General features: G+C 59.9%; 14 protein-coding genes and 1 other RNA gene. 11 read left to right on the top strand and 4 right to left on the bottom strand.

The genetic code is table 11. The features are described 5' to 3' along the window. Nucleotides 1-12 precede the first annotated feature (12 nt). The 3 genes from ACK6D9_RS18835 to ACK6D9_RS18825 all read left to right on the top strand — a co-directional run bounded on the left by ACK6D9_RS18835 (nt 13) and on the right by ACK6D9_RS18825 (nt 2,912). The gene (locus ACK6D9_RS18835) at nt 13-987 is read left to right on the top strand and encodes a TRAP transporter substrate-binding protein (RefSeq protein ID WP_412049677.1); all 975 of its coding nucleotides are present in this window, start codon (nt 13-15) and stop codon (nt 985-987) included. Between the two features lie 88 nt (nt 988-1,075). Further along, a complete protein-coding gene (locus ACK6D9_RS18830) occupies nt 1,076-1,600 on the top strand; it encodes a TRAP transporter small permease (RefSeq protein ID WP_412049676.1) in 525 nt (174 codons plus the stop codon). Between the two features lie 10 nt (nt 1,601-1,610). After that, nucleotides 1,611-2,912 (top strand): TRAP transporter large permease, encoded by a 1,302-nt coding sequence (locus ACK6D9_RS18825; protein WP_412049675.1) that lies wholly within the window; start codon nt 1,611-1,613, stop codon nt 2,910-2,912. A gap of 20 nt (nt 2,913-2,932) precedes the next feature. On the opposite strand, the gene ACK6D9_RS18820 is transcribed toward ACK6D9_RS18825, so the two are convergent. Further along, entirely contained in the window at nt 2,933-3,475 is a 543-nt protein-coding gene (locus ACK6D9_RS18820) for a winged helix DNA-binding protein (RefSeq protein WP_322987980.1), read from the bottom strand. A 142-nt stretch (nt 3,476-3,617) separates the two neighbouring features. Next, nucleotides 3,618-4,595, bottom strand: a complete 978-nt coding sequence (locus ACK6D9_RS18815; RefSeq protein WP_412049674.1) for a DMT family transporter — start codon at nt 4,593-4,595, stop codon at nt 3,618-3,620. Between the two features lie 139 nt (nt 4,596-4,734). Between ACK6D9_RS18815 and ACK6D9_RS18810 the strand changes: the two genes are divergently transcribed. From ACK6D9_RS18810 to ACK6D9_RS18800, 3 genes are all read left to right on the top strand, one after another. Next, nucleotides 4,735-5,445 (top strand): DnaJ family molecular chaperone, encoded by a 711-nt coding sequence (locus ACK6D9_RS18810; protein WP_322987982.1) that lies wholly within the window; start codon nt 4,735-4,737, stop codon nt 5,443-5,445. After that, nucleotides 5,442-6,203, top strand: coding sequence for an N-acetylmuramoyl-L-alanine amidase (locus ACK6D9_RS18805; protein WP_412049673.1), 762 nt, complete (start codon nt 5,442-5,444; stop codon nt 6,201-6,203). Before ACK6D9_RS18810 ends, ACK6D9_RS18805 begins: the two co-directional genes overlap by 4 nt. 255 nt (nt 6,204-6,458) lie before the next feature. Continuing rightward, entirely contained in the window at nt 6,459-6,950 is a 492-nt protein-coding gene (locus ACK6D9_RS18800; RefSeq protein WP_322987984.1) for a lytic transglycosylase domain-containing protein, read from the top strand. A 123-nt stretch (nt 6,951-7,073) separates the two neighbouring features. Here the strand turns inward: ACK6D9_RS18800 and ACK6D9_RS18795 are convergent, their stop codons facing one another. After that, entirely contained in the window at nt 7,074-7,214 is a 141-nt protein-coding gene (locus ACK6D9_RS18795; RefSeq protein ID WP_412049672.1) for a hypothetical protein, read from the bottom strand. A 29-nt stretch (nt 7,215-7,243) separates the two neighbouring features. On the opposite strand from ACK6D9_RS18795, the gene rnpB reads away from it, so the two are divergent. Next, nucleotides 7,244-7,669: RNase P RNA component class A (gene rnpB / locus ACK6D9_RS18790), an RNA gene on the top strand. A 228-nt stretch (nt 7,670-7,897) separates the two neighbouring features. Further along, complete coding sequence (locus tag ACK6D9_RS18785; RefSeq protein ID WP_267653476.1) at nt 7,898-8,371, top strand: ferritin-like domain-containing protein; 474 nt, start codon at nt 7,898-7,900, stop codon at nt 8,369-8,371. A gap of 161 nt (nt 8,372-8,532) precedes the next feature. Here the strand turns inward: ACK6D9_RS18785 and ACK6D9_RS18780 are convergent, their stop codons facing one another. Continuing rightward, the gene (locus ACK6D9_RS18780; protein WP_412049671.1) at nt 8,533-8,856 is read right to left on the bottom strand and encodes a DUF427 domain-containing protein; all 324 of its coding nucleotides are present in this window, start codon (nt 8,854-8,856) and stop codon (nt 8,533-8,535) included. Between the two features lie 261 nt (nt 8,857-9,117). Here ACK6D9_RS18780 and ACK6D9_RS18775 point away from each other — a divergent pair, with 261 nt between their 5' ends. The 3 genes from ACK6D9_RS18775 (at nt 9,118) to ACK6D9_RS18765 (ending at nt 12,790) form a co-directional block, all read left to right on the top strand. Further along, the gene (locus ACK6D9_RS18775; protein WP_412049670.1) at nt 9,118-9,777 is read left to right on the top strand and encodes a 5-formyltetrahydrofolate cyclo-ligase; all 660 of its coding nucleotides are present in this window, start codon (nt 9,118-9,120) and stop codon (nt 9,775-9,777) included. 198 nt (nt 9,778-9,975) lie between these two features. Then, nucleotides 9,976-10,932, top strand: coding sequence for a TAXI family TRAP transporter solute-binding subunit (locus tag ACK6D9_RS18770; protein WP_412049669.1), 957 nt, complete (start codon nt 9,976-9,978; stop codon nt 10,930-10,932). Between the two features lie 91 nt (nt 10,933-11,023). Beyond that, nucleotides 11,024-12,790 (top strand): TRAP transporter permease, encoded by a 1,767-nt coding sequence (locus tag ACK6D9_RS18765; RefSeq protein WP_412051845.1) that lies wholly within the window; start codon nt 11,024-11,026, stop codon nt 12,788-12,790. Nucleotides 12,791-12,796 lie beyond the last annotated feature (6 nt).

Below are 12,796 nucleotides of genomic sequence, written 5' to 3'. Positions count from 1 at the left end.
AGGAGGAAGCATATGAAACACACACTCGCCTTGACCCTTGCCGCAGGCATGCTTGCCGCGACATTTTCGATCCCAGCGCTGTCGGCGGATTGGGATATGCCCACGCCCTATCCGGATGGGACCTTCCACACAGTCAACATCAATGCATTTGCAGATGAGATCAAGAAGGCAACCGATGGTGGCCTCAATATTACCGTTCACTCTGCCGGTTCGCTGATCAAGCATGGCGAGATCAAGAACGCCGTGCGCGGTGGGCAGGTGCAGATCGGCGAGTTTTTCCTCTCGCTGCTCGCCAATGAAGATGCTGCCTACGGGCTCGATTCACAGCCATTCCTGGCCACCAGCTATGCGGAGGCTGCGAAGCTGTGGGGAGCACAGAAGCCGGTGATCACCGAACTTCTGGCCAAGCAGAAGCTGGTGCCGTTGTACGCCGTTCCGTGGCCGCCTCAGGGGCTTTACACCAACAAGGAAATCAAGACTGTCGACGACCTCAAGGGTCTCAAGTTCCGGTCCTACAACGCCGCGCTCGAGAAGTTTGCCACTCTCGCCGGCGCTGCACCTACCCAGGTTGAAGTGCCCGATATCCCGCAGGCGTTTTCCACCGGCCAGGTCGAAGCGATGATCACTTCGCCATCGACTGGTGCCAATGGCAAGGCCTGGGACTATGTCAGCCATTACACCCCGATCAACGCCTGGGTTCCCAAAAATATTGTCGTGGTCAACAAGGCTGCCTTTGATGCGCTTGATGATGCGACGCGTGCTGCCGTGCTCGAAGCTGCAGCCGCTGCCGAAAAGCGCGGTCTGGAAATGAGCATGAAGGAAACCGACGCGCAAACCGCTGTTCTCGAGGAGAATGGCATGGTTGTGGTCGAGCCGAGCACTGAGCTGCTGGAAGGTCTGATGAAAATCGGCGCGCAAATGCAGGCTGAGTGGCAAGAAACCGCCTCCGAACAGGCCAAGGCAATCGTCGCTGATTACGCGAACTGATTGACTGTCGACCGCTGGCGGGTTGCCCGTCAGCGGTCGCTGTGCCCATGTAGGGGTGGCGTCACGGGCGCACCAGCGGGAGGGGAATGTGCGTAAACTACTTGATGGTGTCTACACCGGAAGCGGGCTGCTCTCGGCAGGGCTGATTGCTGCGATATGCCTGCTGGTTACCGCCCAGGTATTGTTGAACCTGATCACCAAATACGGCCCCTTCGACATCAACCTGACAATTCCGTCCTATGCGGATTTTGCCGGCTACATGCTGGCGGCATCGACGTTTCTGGCGTTGGCCTACACGTTGATGCGCGGGGGGCACATACGGGTGACAATGGTCCTCAATCTGGTTCCGTCGGGGTTTCGTCTGGCGGCCGAAGCGTTTGCCCTGGCGCTATGTGCCGCAGTTGCCGGGTACTCGAGCTTCTACATGTACAGGCTGGTCCACGAATCCTATGAATTTGGCGACATGTCGTCCGGCATTGTCGCCATCCCGCTTTACATTCCCCAATCCACGGTTCTGGCCGGACTTGTGATCCTGACCATCGCCCTCATCGATCTGACGATTCAGACCATCCGTCTCGGGCGGCCGGTCATCGTGCAGATGAACACGGAATGAGGCTCTGTTGATGAGCGATATCACCGCAATCATCATACTTTTCGTGACGCTGCTGTTGTTGCTGGGAGCTGGCGTCTGGGTGGCGTTTGCGCTGATGCTGACCGGCGCCTTCGGCATGTTGCTGATGTCCAATGCGCCGATCGGCCCGATCATCGCCACGACCTTGTGGGGGCACAGCACATCCTGGGCGCTGGCGGCGCTGCCGATGTTCATCCTGATGGGCGAGATTCTGCTGCGCTCGCGGCTGTCGCAGGACATGTTCGCCGGTCTGTCGCCCTGGCTCAGACGGCTGCCGGGCAGGCTGCTGCATGTCAATGTGTTCGGCTGCGCGATCTTTGCCGCTGTATCCGGATCGTCGGCGGCGACGGCGGCGACGATCGGCAAGATGTCGGTTCCTGAACTCAGGGAACGGGGCTATCCGACCGACATGGTGCTGGGCACCTTGGCCGGCTCGGCAACGCTGGGGTTGTTGATCCCGCCCAGCATCATTCTCATTGTCTACGGGGTTGCGACCGAGCAATCAATCGCACGGTTGTTCGTGGCGGGTGTGCTGCCGGGGCTGCTGCTCGTAGCGCTGTTTTCGGCCTATGTGATTGCCTATGCGTTGATCTTTCCGTCCCGCATTCCCGGCGACGATGAAGATATGCCGCTGATCGACAAGATCCGGGCATCGGGCCGGCTGGTACCGGTTTTGTTGCTGATCATCGGCGTTATCGGCTCGATCTATCTTGGCGTCGCTTCTCCCACTGATGCCGCGGCGGTTGGCGTGGTGCTGGCGGTGGTGCTGGCCTGGGCCAACGGGTCGCTGTCGTGGAATATGTTGCGGGAAAGCCTGATGGGCGCCACTGTCACCTCCTGCATGATTGCCTTCATTCTGGTTGGTGCGGCATTCCTGTCGGTCTCGATGGGGTTTACCGGTATCCCGCGGCATCTGGCGGAGTGGATTGCCGGGATGGGGCTCTCGCCCTACGCGCTGCTGGCGGCACTGACCGTGATGTTCGTCATCTTGGGCTGTTTTCTTGACGGCATTTCCGTGGTGGTGCTGACCACGTCGATCATCATGCCGATGATCCTGGAAGCGGGCATCGATCCGCTGTGGTTCGGGATCTATCTGGTGATTGTGGTCGAGATGTCGCAGATCACGCCGCCGGTCGGCTTCAACCTGTTTGTCATTCAGGGCCTGACCGGTTTCGATATCCTGCGCATCGCCAAGGCGGCGCTGCCGTTTTTCCTGCTGCTGCTGCTGGCAGTTGCGCTGATCACAATATTTCCGGGCATCGCCACCTATCTGCCGTCACTGATGGGCAACTGACGTGCGTGAGCGTCGAGCGCCTACAGCGAACTTGCGGCGCGGGAGGCCTGATCATAAAGACCTGACAGGGTACGCAGCACGGTAGCTGTCTCGCTTAAGTCCTTGGGCAGGTTTTCAATGTGCTTGAGGTTTTCCACCAGGCACTGTTCCCGCACTTCGCGGTACTTACTGCACAGTGCTTCGCCTTCCTTGGTGACGTTGTAAAACAGTTCCTTGCCGACCTTTTCGCCGCTTATGAGTTTTGCTTTCTGCAGTTTCTTCAGCGCGTAATTGACCGTGTGCGTGTCCTCGATGTTGAGCTGAAAACAGATGTCGGAGAGCCGCTTCTTGCGGCTGCGGTGCTGGATGTGATGCAGCACCAGAATTTCCAGCGTGGTCAACCCGCTGTAGCCTGCAGCAACGGTGCAGCGCCCGATCCAGCGCGCAAACCCGTTATAGGCGAGGATCAGGCCGTATTCGAACTCGGACGAGCGCCAGCCTTCCTCGGTTGCCAGATGATGGGAGGAGACAATCATGCCACCAGGTATTGCCGGAGAGTCCTGAGAGGGTTTCTGTTCCGTCATGACTGCTTCCTTTTCATTTCGTCGTAATCTCATAGGCAAAATATAAGCGAAAACCAGCCAGTTTGCGACAACATATATTCGTGGCGATTTGTAAGGTCTTGCGATGCAAGGCAGCCTTCAGGAAGGCCCCGGATGCTCGATATCAACCTCGACGTGGCACAGACGGCGGTTGGCGGTCGGCAACCAGCGTCGCCGATCCCACCTTGGCGTTGCGGCCGATCCAGACGACCAGTGCCACGGCGGTGGCGAAGCCGAGCATCACCGGGGTGATGGTTTCGCCCAGTAGCAGTGCGGACAGGCCGAGCGTGACGAAGCTCTGCATCAGCAGTACCTGACCGACGCGGGCAATGCCGCCAATCGCCATGCCCCAGTTCCAGAATATGAAACCGGCAAACATCGAACCCAGCGCCAGATAGGCGAGCGCCATCAGCGCATGATTGTCGGGCTGGATGATGCCGGATTCCCAGGTGAAGATGGTGCCAACCACAGAAATTGGCGCGGTGACCACCAGCGCCCAACTGATGACTTCCCAGCCCGGCAGGGTGCGGGCAAGCTTTCCGGAGATGACGTAGCCGCAGGCAGCGGATAGCGCGGCGCAGCCCAGCCACAGATCGCCGATGCCGGGCGCGATGTCGGCGCCGGAGAGCGAGAAGATGATCACCAGGGCAGCGCCAGCAATGCTCCAGGCCCAGAACGCCCGGCCTGGACGTTCGCCACCGAACAGGGCGGCAAAGGTTGCCGTCATCAGCGGTAGAACACCGAGCACGACGCCGCCATGGGAGGCGGGAACGGTCTGCATGGCGACGCTGGAAAATCCCGGAAAACCGTAGACCAGCATCACCCCGGCGATAAACAGCGAAAGCGCGTGCTGCCGCGGGAAGGGTTTTTTCAGCACCAGCAACGTGATGGCGGCGACCACTGCGGCAATCACAGCGCGCGCGCAGGTTATGAAGGCGGGCGAGAAACCTTCAAGCGCAATATGAGTGACTGGCAGGGTCGCGCCAAAAATGACAACGCCAACGAGCCCGAGCGCCATGCCCGCCAGCGGACGAGCGGAATGGGCCGGCGGTTCAGCAAGTTCGGGCGAGACGTCTATGGCAGAGGGGCGGTTTTCGGACATGGGTACGCCTTAACGGTGCAACCGGGTTCGGGTCCAGCGAATTTCGGGAATGAATGCAATCGCCAAAGTGATGGATAGTTGATAATTTGTGCAGTGCATTATACTCGATTTTTATATTCAAATCGCCTAAAGACAAAGCATGTCCTTGTTTCACCGCCTGTTCGACGCCATCGGCGAGACTGCTTCCACCGCCTTTTCAAGCGTTGTCGAAGCTGTGTTGACCGTTTTTGCCGGTGATCCGGAGACGCGCCGCAGGGTGGCGTTTTCGGTGGCGGTGATCGCGTTGTCGGCGAAAATGGCCAAGGCCGACGGCATTGTCGCGCCCGAGGAAGTGCGGGCTTTCCAGGAAATTTTTGCGGTGCCGCAGTCCGAGGCCAGGAACGTCGCTCGGCTTTACAATCTGGCCAAGCAGGATGTCGCCGGTTATCAGGCCTATGCGGCGCGGGTAGCGGGTATGTGCGGCTCCGGCGAGACCAATTGCGCGATGCTGGAAGACGTGCTCGACGGGCTATTCCACATTGCCAAGGCGGATGGGCTGATCCACGAAAAGGAACTCGAGTTCATCGCCGACGTGGCCGACATCTTCCATATCGACGAGCCGCATTTCGACCGGATCATGGCGCGGCATGTGCACCCCGACGGTATCGATCCCTATGCGGTGCTGGGGCTGCCGGACACGGCATCATTTGCCGAGGTCAAGAAGCGCTACCGGGCACTGGCCGCCGAAAGCCACCCCGACCGGCTGCGCGGTCGCGGCGTGCCCGAAGAGTTTTTAGGCATTGCCAATGACCGGATGGCGGCGCTCAACGACGCCTTCGCCATCATCGAGAAAGAGCGCGCAGCAGCATGAGCGATTTCCAGCCCGATATCGACGGCACCGCAACCCGGGCATCGCCCAATCACGGCCCGCGCCGCAACGAGCGAAATCCCGACATGCTGGTGCTGCATTATACCGGCATGGCCACCGCACAGGCGGCGCTAGACTGGCTGTGCACCGAGGAAAGCCAGGTCTCGTGTCATTATTTCGTCGACGAGGCCGGGCTGGTCACCCAGCTGGTGCCCGAAGCCGCGCGCGCCTGGCATGCCGGACAGGGCATCTGGAAAGGCGAAACCGACATCAATTCGGCCTCGATCGGCATCGAGATCGCCAACCCCGGTCATGAAGCTGGATCGCCGGATTTTCCCGAGGCGCAGATCGCAGCAGTGATCGGGTTGTGCGCCGATATCATCGATCGCCACGGGATTGCCGCCGAGCGGGTGGTGGGCCATTCCGACATCGCGCCGCTGCGCAAGCAGGATCCGGGCGAGAAATTTCCCTGGCAACAGTTGCACCGCGCGGGAATCGGCCACTGGGTGGAGCCGCTGCCTGTTGGCGGGGGGCGGTTTTTCCAGCAGGGCGACGCTGGCCAACCGGTGGAGGCGCTGCAGACCATGTTGGCGCTTTACGGCTACGGATTGCAGGTCGATGGCCGCTTCAATGAGGAGACTGCCGCCGCGGTGCGCGCATTCCAGCGGCATTTCCGTCCGGCACAGGTCGATGGCATTGCCGACGCGTCGACCATCGGCACGCTGCACAAGTTGCTGAGTGAATTGCCGACAGTAGCCTGAGCAATAGGCTTGGGCCTGCATCAAGGTTTTTGATAGGAATGTTACAGTCTGCAACGCAAGTTTATTGCGATGCAGCATTTTTAGGTTGCCCGGCCATAAATATGCCGCTTCGCGCCTTGATTGAGATGGCTTCAACGCACGGATGACGCATCGGCAACTGGCTGCATGTGCTTCCGCGCTGACAAGCAACGCGCCTGCAGCATGCCGTTCCCGTCCACTGATGGGGGGCTAGGCGCACTCGGAGTAATACCAACAATGCGTTCAATTTTGACGGCTGCTTCGGCGGTCCTGCTTACCCTTGTGCTCGCTGGCTGCACCACCAGCTCCGCTGAATCGAAAGGCGAGCTCAAGGAAAGCAGCCTGAGTTTCGGTTATTCGGGGAGGCCTTACAACGCGCTGATCTCGAGTTATGCCAAGAGTTACGGCGTGCCGCTTTCGCTGGCGCATGCAGTGATTTCGGTGGAAAGCAATTATCGGCCAAAGGCGCGCGGCGCGGCTGGTGAGATCGGGCTGATGCAGATTAAGCCTGCGACGGCGCGGATGATGGGATACAGCGGCTCGGCCAAGGGTCTCTACAAGCCGGAAAACAACATCAAATACGGCATGAAATATCTCGCCAAGGCGCATCAGCTTGGCGGCGGCACCACCTGCGGCACCATTCTCAAATACAATGCCGGTCACGGCGCAAAACGGATGAACCCGGTTTCCAAGCGCTATTGCGGCAAAGTCCAACGGTTGATGAAATAAGCTCGGAGAGGCCTGTTTCATCGCGTCCGTCACCTCATAACGCGGCGGACGGCAAAAGGTTCCCGATGTTTCCAAGATAATCCGGGCGTGATGGCCAGTATGGCATACCGAGCAACCGGGCCGTCAGATCGGGATTTCATCGCCTGCAGCGACGTGGTGGATCAGGCGGTTGATTTCGCCAGGACTCGCCTTCCGGCTTGCTGGCATTGCGATGGCAATCAAGGCCGCGGCCTGCTTGCGCGCCGCCGCTATTGGTCTGGTCATCCGCTTCCCGGTGGTTTATGGAGAGCGCGCCAGTCGGCCGGGCAGCCGCGTCTTGCAACGTCGAAAGACAGCAGGGTGAGGAAAGTCCGGGCTCCACGGATAAACGGTGCCGGATAACATCCGGCGGGGGCGACCCTAGGGAAAGTGCCACAGAAAGTATACCGCCCCGCCTTCTTATCGCCGGCTTGTCCGGTCATTTGATGGGTAGGGTAAGGGTGAAAGGGTGGGGTAAGAGCCCACCGCGCGACCGGCAACGGAAGCGGCACGGTAAACCCCACCGGGAGCAAGACCGAATAGGGATGACGCAGGGCGCAAGTCCGGCCCTTTTTCCGGGGTTGATCATCCGGGTAGGTTGCTTGAGGTGCGCAGTAATGCGTATCCCAGAGGAATGGCTGCCACGTTTTCGTCCTCGGGCGGAGGCCATACAAAACCCGGCTTACAGGCCGACTGGCACTTTCACTTTTGAGCAGATGCGGCGCCTCAGCGCGCCTTGAGTTGCGGCCCGTCATTGCCGGCCGCACCGCGCTGAATTGCGCTCACTCAGCGGAACCAAATATCATTTGCGCCGTTATGCGCCAGACGGGATGCGGCAGTCCTGTTTCCGCCAGGATCAGGTCAATCCCGACGCCTGTAACCATGCCCGCAACGCTCATGTGACCCCATCATTTGAAAGGAAATTCGCCATGAAGACCCTGTCCGATGCCTTTGAACACACGCTGCAAGATATCTACTATGCCGAAAATGCCCTGACCCGGGCGCTTCCGAAAGTCCAGGAAGCAGCCAATGGCAAAAAGCTCAAGGATGCTATTGGCGAGCATCTGGAGGAAACCAAGGGCCAGATCAAGATCCTCGAGAAAGTCTTCAAATCCATCGGCAAGAAGGCTTCCGGCGAAAAATGCGACGCCATCGAAGGGCTGATCAAGGAAACCGACGGCATCATCAAGGAAGCCAGCGGCGTTGCCAAGAACGCTGCGCTGATTGCCGCAGCCCAGGCAGTCGAGCACTATGAAATCGCCCGTTACGGCACCCTGCGCGAATGGGCCAAGGTGCTGGGACACAAGGAAGCTCATGACTTGCTGTCGGACATTCTCGACCAGGAAAAAGCAGCCAACAGCAAGTTGACCAATCTGGCGGTTTCCTCGGTCAACGAAGAATAGGGCGCGACCACAGCGTCACAACCAACACATGCATTGCGCGGGAGGGGCGGTTTATGGTCGCCCTTCCTGTTTGTGCACGTCGTGCTGACGCGTGCATCGTCCCTTTGCGTGCGGACCAGATTTACCGGCTTGGCATATGCGCGGCGTGACTGTGCTGCAAGTCAATCGCCTTCGGTGATCCTGACCTTGTCCGGCCAGAACGCGAAATGCCCGGCCAATTGCTTTGAAACGACCAAAGGCCTGTCGTAGCTCCAGGCTATTTCTTCGTCATTGAGGGCGACGTAGCTGGCATCGCCTTTCAGGGGGCAATGGCTCGTCTTGTCGAGCGGCTTCAGTGTGACGAGGATGTCGGTTGCGGGAATGTAGATCGCCGGATCATAAAGCGATTTGCCCATCTCCATCACCCGCAGCGCGTTTTTTGTCTCTGCGACCAGGGCGTCTCCAACATACACCCGAACCGTTCGCTTGATTGGCCTGATGACCATGAGGTGATTGGGGTTGGCCGGGTTTCGAAGGGCGCCTTCCAGCAATGGAACGTTACTGTTTGCTGAACCTGATGTGTGCATTTTTTCACCCGTTTCTCACGCTGTTTGCCACCGATGGGCATCTGCAGGTTTTACCATCAACTCCATGGATTTGATATGGAGAGAAGCGGAGACCAATCTTTCGTGCCAACTTATGCGTGAGACGGAACATGACGCAATCAGGCAAGTGGACCCGTCTGGTCAGGGTGTTAGATTGCGTCCATGAGAGATGATGATTTCGACGACAGCGGTTCGGAGCCCTGTTTTGCGCATATGCTGGTGGACGGCCATGTGGTCGATCCGCAGACATGGAAAGACGTTTCGGTCTTCCGCAAATCCCGCCGCCAGCAATTGTACCAGCTTCGCAAGGAGTTGCCGCTTGATGTGCGCAAGGCCATGGCTGAGCGGATAAGCGCGCAACTTGATGAGATGCTTGGCGATGTCTCGGGGCGGACGATAGCTGCCTATTGGCCGATCCGCGGCGAACTCAATTTGCGCGACTGGATGATTGCCGCTTCCGAGCGCGGCGCGCAAATCTGCCTGCCGGTGGTGGTTGAGAAAAACCAGCCGGTGGAGTTCCACCACTGGACGCCGGAAAGCAGGATGACCCGAGGAGTCTGGAATATTCCGGTACCCGCCGACCCGGTGCCGATTGTTCCAGAAATAGTGATCGTGCCGTTGCTCGGCGTCGACGAGGAAGGGTATCGGCTCGGCAATGGCGGTGGTTATTACGACCGGACGCTGGCGCGGCTTTCCGACGACACGCTGATCATCGGCGTGGGGCAGGATTTTGCCCGGATGAAGACGATCTTCCCGATGCCCTGGGATATTCCGATGACCAAGGTGGTGCTCGGTGACGGCAGCGTGACCACGCGGTCGTAAGGCTGGCCGGCTGCCGCGGTTGTGGACCAGCGGTTGTTTGCGGCGGCGGTTTCGCCGTCAGGTTTCCAAGGATGGAAAATCGGCAGTCCGCCATGCTCCAGCATGAATTGCGGTCGCGGCGCAATCGTGCAAAACATGCCCCAACAGGGCGGTTCCCGAACGGCCCCCGAGCATCTGCAGATAAACGGGAGAAGACACGTGAAAAACAAGACCGCGATTATCGCGCTGGGCCTGTGTGCCGCACTGGTTTCCTCGGCCGCACTGGCTGAAACGCGCATCACCTACAAATCGGCCAAATCATCCTCGTCGTACTACCAAATGGGAGTGCAAATCGCCGAGGCGATGAAAGCCGGCACCAACGGCGACATCATCGTCACTGTTGAAGAGAGCCAGGGCTCGGTGCAGAACGTGATGGAAGCCAAATCCCGCGGCGGCGATTACGTGTTCACTACGCCGCCGGCGTTGGTCGGTCTGGCGCAGGCCGGCAAGGCGATGTTTGAAGGCAAGGGTGATCCGAAATTCGACGAGATCCGGGCGCTGTTTCCGATCCCGTCGCTGACCATGCATTTTGTCATGTCGGTTGATAGCGGTGTGACTGATTTTGCCGGTATGGAAGACAAGACCATCCTGCTTGGCAAGGGTTCGTTTGGCGCCAGCGAAGGCGAGAAATACCTCAAGCTGTTCGGGCTTGAAGGCAAGGTCAATTTGGCCGAGGTGGAATTGTCGAATGCGGTTCCGGCGCTCAAGAACGGCCAGATCGACGGTTTCGTCACCGCCGGCTCATGGCCTGCGCCCAACGTGATTGAAGCTGCCGCGTCGACCGATGTGGTGGTGTTGTCGCTCAGCGACGATCAGATTGCCCAGTCGAAGCGCTCGAAACTGGTGATCCCGGCCGGTACCTATAATGGCCAGGACAGCGATATCACCACCACGTCGCTGCCGGTTGCAGCCTTTGCCACCACAGCGATGGACGAGGAAGCCGCCTACCAGCTGACCAAGACCTTCTGGGAAGGCAAGGCAACGATGAGCGAGGGCGCGCCCTGGTGGAACGGCGTCGACAAGGCGCTGATGGCCAACATCACCACCAAGCTGCATCCCGGCGCGATCCGCTATTATCAGGAAGCCGGCTTCGAGCTGACCGCAGACCAGCAGTAACAGGTTTCGCCCTGCCTGGCCTTTTGCTCGGGCAGGGCGGTTTTCTTCTGACTTCCCCCTACAAAACGACAGGACCCCGACAATGATGCGGATGACCATGATCGTCTGTGCGGTCTGTCTGGTGGCGTTTCACCTGGCGCTGATCTTCTGGGGGCTGGTTCCCAATCTGGTCAGCCGGCCGCTGCACCTGGCGCTGGCGCTGCCATGGATCTTCCTGTTCACAAAAGATGGCAGCCGCGCCCGCGCGAGTGGCGTCGTGTTGTGCGTGGCCGGGGTCGCGGCAAGCCTCTGGGTCGCCTGGCAGCACAGCGCGCTGGGTGATCAGTACGGTATCCTTGAGGGTGATTTTCAGGTTGTCATCGCCGCGGTGCTGCTGATCGTGGTGCTGGAAGCGGCGCGGCGCTCGATCGGCTGGCCGTTGCCGATGGTGGCGCTGCTGGCGCTGCTCTATGGTCTGTTCGGTCAGTATATTCCCGGCGAATTCGGTCATTCCGGCACGCCGCTGGCGAGCTATCTCGGCACGCTGACGATCGCCGAGGGCGGTATCTGGGGCAGTCTGACCGGGGTTTCGGTGAGCGTCGTGGCGATCTTCGTAATCTTTGGCGCAGTGCTCAATGCCGGCGAGGCGGGTCAAGGCTTCATGAACATCGCCTCCGCCGCCGCCGGCCGTCTGAAGGGCGGGGCCGGCAAGGTCTCGGTGATTTCCTCGGCGCTGTTCGGCTCGATCTCGGGCTCGGCCTCGGCCAATGTGGCCTCCACCGGGGCGATCACGCTGCCGGCAATGACCAGGCTCGGCTACCCCAACCGGCTGGCCGCGGCGATCGAGGCGGTGGCGTCCTCGGGCGGGCAGATCATGCCGCCACTGATGGGGGCCGGCGCCTTCGTCATGGTTGAACTGACCGGTGTGCCCTACACGGCGATCATGGCGGCGGCGCTGTTGCCGGCACTGTTGTATTTCTTCGCCGTCTGGATCGGCATCAATGCCTATGCGGGTCGTTACGAATTGGCCGGGCTGGCTGTCGAAGATCGGCCAAACCTGCGGCTGGTGCTGATCACCTCGGCGTTTTTTGCAATTCCGTTTGCAGCGCTGATCTGGGGCATGTTCGTCGCCAATCTGACGCCGCAATATGCAGCCAGCCTGGCGATCCTGGTCGGCTTCGTGATGCTGTTCTTCCATGCCGACGGCCGGTTCGATCTCGCACGCACGGTGGTGCGACTGGAGAATGCGGTGGTCAACGCCGCGCGGCAGGTGTCGATGATTGCCGCCATCATCATCTGCGCCTCGATCATCATCGGTGTGCTGTCGATCACCGGGCTGGGGGTCAAGATCACCTCGCTGATCCTGTCGGCCTCGGGCGGATTGCTGTGGCCGTCGCTGTTTCTGACTGCACTTGCCTGCCTGGTGCTGGGCATGGAAGTGCCGACCACGGCGGCTTACGTGATCTGTGTTTCGGTGGCCGGGCCGGCGCTGTCGAAACTCGGGCTGGAGCCGCTGCAGGCGCATCTGTTCGTGTTCTGGTTTGCGCTGTTGTCAACCATCACCCCGCCGGTCTGCGGCGCCGTGTTCATTGCTGCCGGCATGATTGGCGAGAACTGGCTGAAAGTGGCGTTGACGGCGATGAGCCTTGGCGTCGGGCTCTACATCATCCCGCTGACGATGATCGCCAACCCATCGATCATGGTAATCGCCACCGATCCGGCCTATGCGTTGCTGGCACTGATCCAGATCGGGCTCGGGCTGGCACTGATCTCGTATGCCCTGATCGGCGCCTACAGTCATTTACTGCGACTGGGGCTCGGCCTTTCGGGCCTGCTGGTGCTGTTCGGGCCGGTGTTGCTTGGCGCTTTGTCCTATTAGGGGCTG

Origin of the sequence: Hoeflea sp. Naph1 (assembly GCF_046837775.1) — a bacterium.
Classification (GTDB): Bacteria; Pseudomonadota; Alphaproteobacteria; order Rhizobiales; family Rhizobiaceae; genus Hoeflea.
Note: the sequence above shows the minus strand (reverse complement) of the source record. Positions and strands in the feature narration are given on the sequence as shown.

What these genes read in the sequence shown, in the direction of transcription:
- ACK6D9_RS18835 (WP_412049677.1), top strand. Translation starts at nt 13, where the DNA reads ATGAAACACACACTCGCCTTGACCCTTGCCGCAGGCATGCTTGCCGCG.
- ACK6D9_RS18825 (WP_412049675.1), top strand. Translation starts at nt 1,611, where the DNA reads ATGAGCGATATCACCGCAATCATCATACTTTTCGTGACGCTGCTGTTG.
- ACK6D9_RS18820 (WP_322987980.1), bottom strand. Translation starts at nt 3,475, where the DNA reads ATGACGGAACAGAAACCCTCTCAGGACTCTCCGGCAATACCTGGTGGC.
- ACK6D9_RS18805 (WP_412049673.1), top strand. Translation starts at nt 5,442, where the DNA reads ATGAGCGATTTCCAGCCCGATATCGACGGCACCGCAACCCGGGCATCG.
- ACK6D9_RS18775 (WP_412049670.1), top strand. Translation starts at nt 9,118, where the DNA reads ATGAGAGATGATGATTTCGACGACAGCGGTTCGGAGCCCTGTTTTGCG.
- ACK6D9_RS18765 (WP_412051845.1), top strand. Translation starts at nt 11,024, where the DNA reads ATGACCATGATCGTCTGTGCGGTCTGTCTGGTGGCGTTTCACCTGGCG.
- ACK6D9_RS18795 (WP_412049672.1), bottom strand. Translation starts at nt 7,214, where the DNA reads ATGACCAGACCAATAGCGGCGGCGCGCAAGCAGGCCGCGGCCTTGATT.
- ACK6D9_RS18810 (WP_322987982.1), top strand. Translation starts at nt 4,735, where the DNA reads ATGTCCTTGTTTCACCGCCTGTTCGACGCCATCGGCGAGACTGCTTCC.
- ACK6D9_RS18780 (WP_412049671.1), bottom strand. Translation starts at nt 8,856, where the DNA reads ATGGTCATCAGGCCAATCAAGCGAACGGTTCGGGTGTATGTTGGAGAC.
- ACK6D9_RS18800 (WP_322987984.1), top strand. Translation starts at nt 6,459, where the DNA reads ATGCGTTCAATTTTGACGGCTGCTTCGGCGGTCCTGCTTACCCTTGTG.
- ACK6D9_RS18815 (WP_412049674.1), bottom strand. Translation starts at nt 4,595, where the DNA reads ATGTCCGAAAACCGCCCCTCTGCCATAGACGTCTCGCCCGAACTTGCT.
- ACK6D9_RS18785 (WP_267653476.1), top strand. Translation starts at nt 7,898, where the DNA reads ATGAAGACCCTGTCCGATGCCTTTGAACACACGCTGCAAGATATCTAC.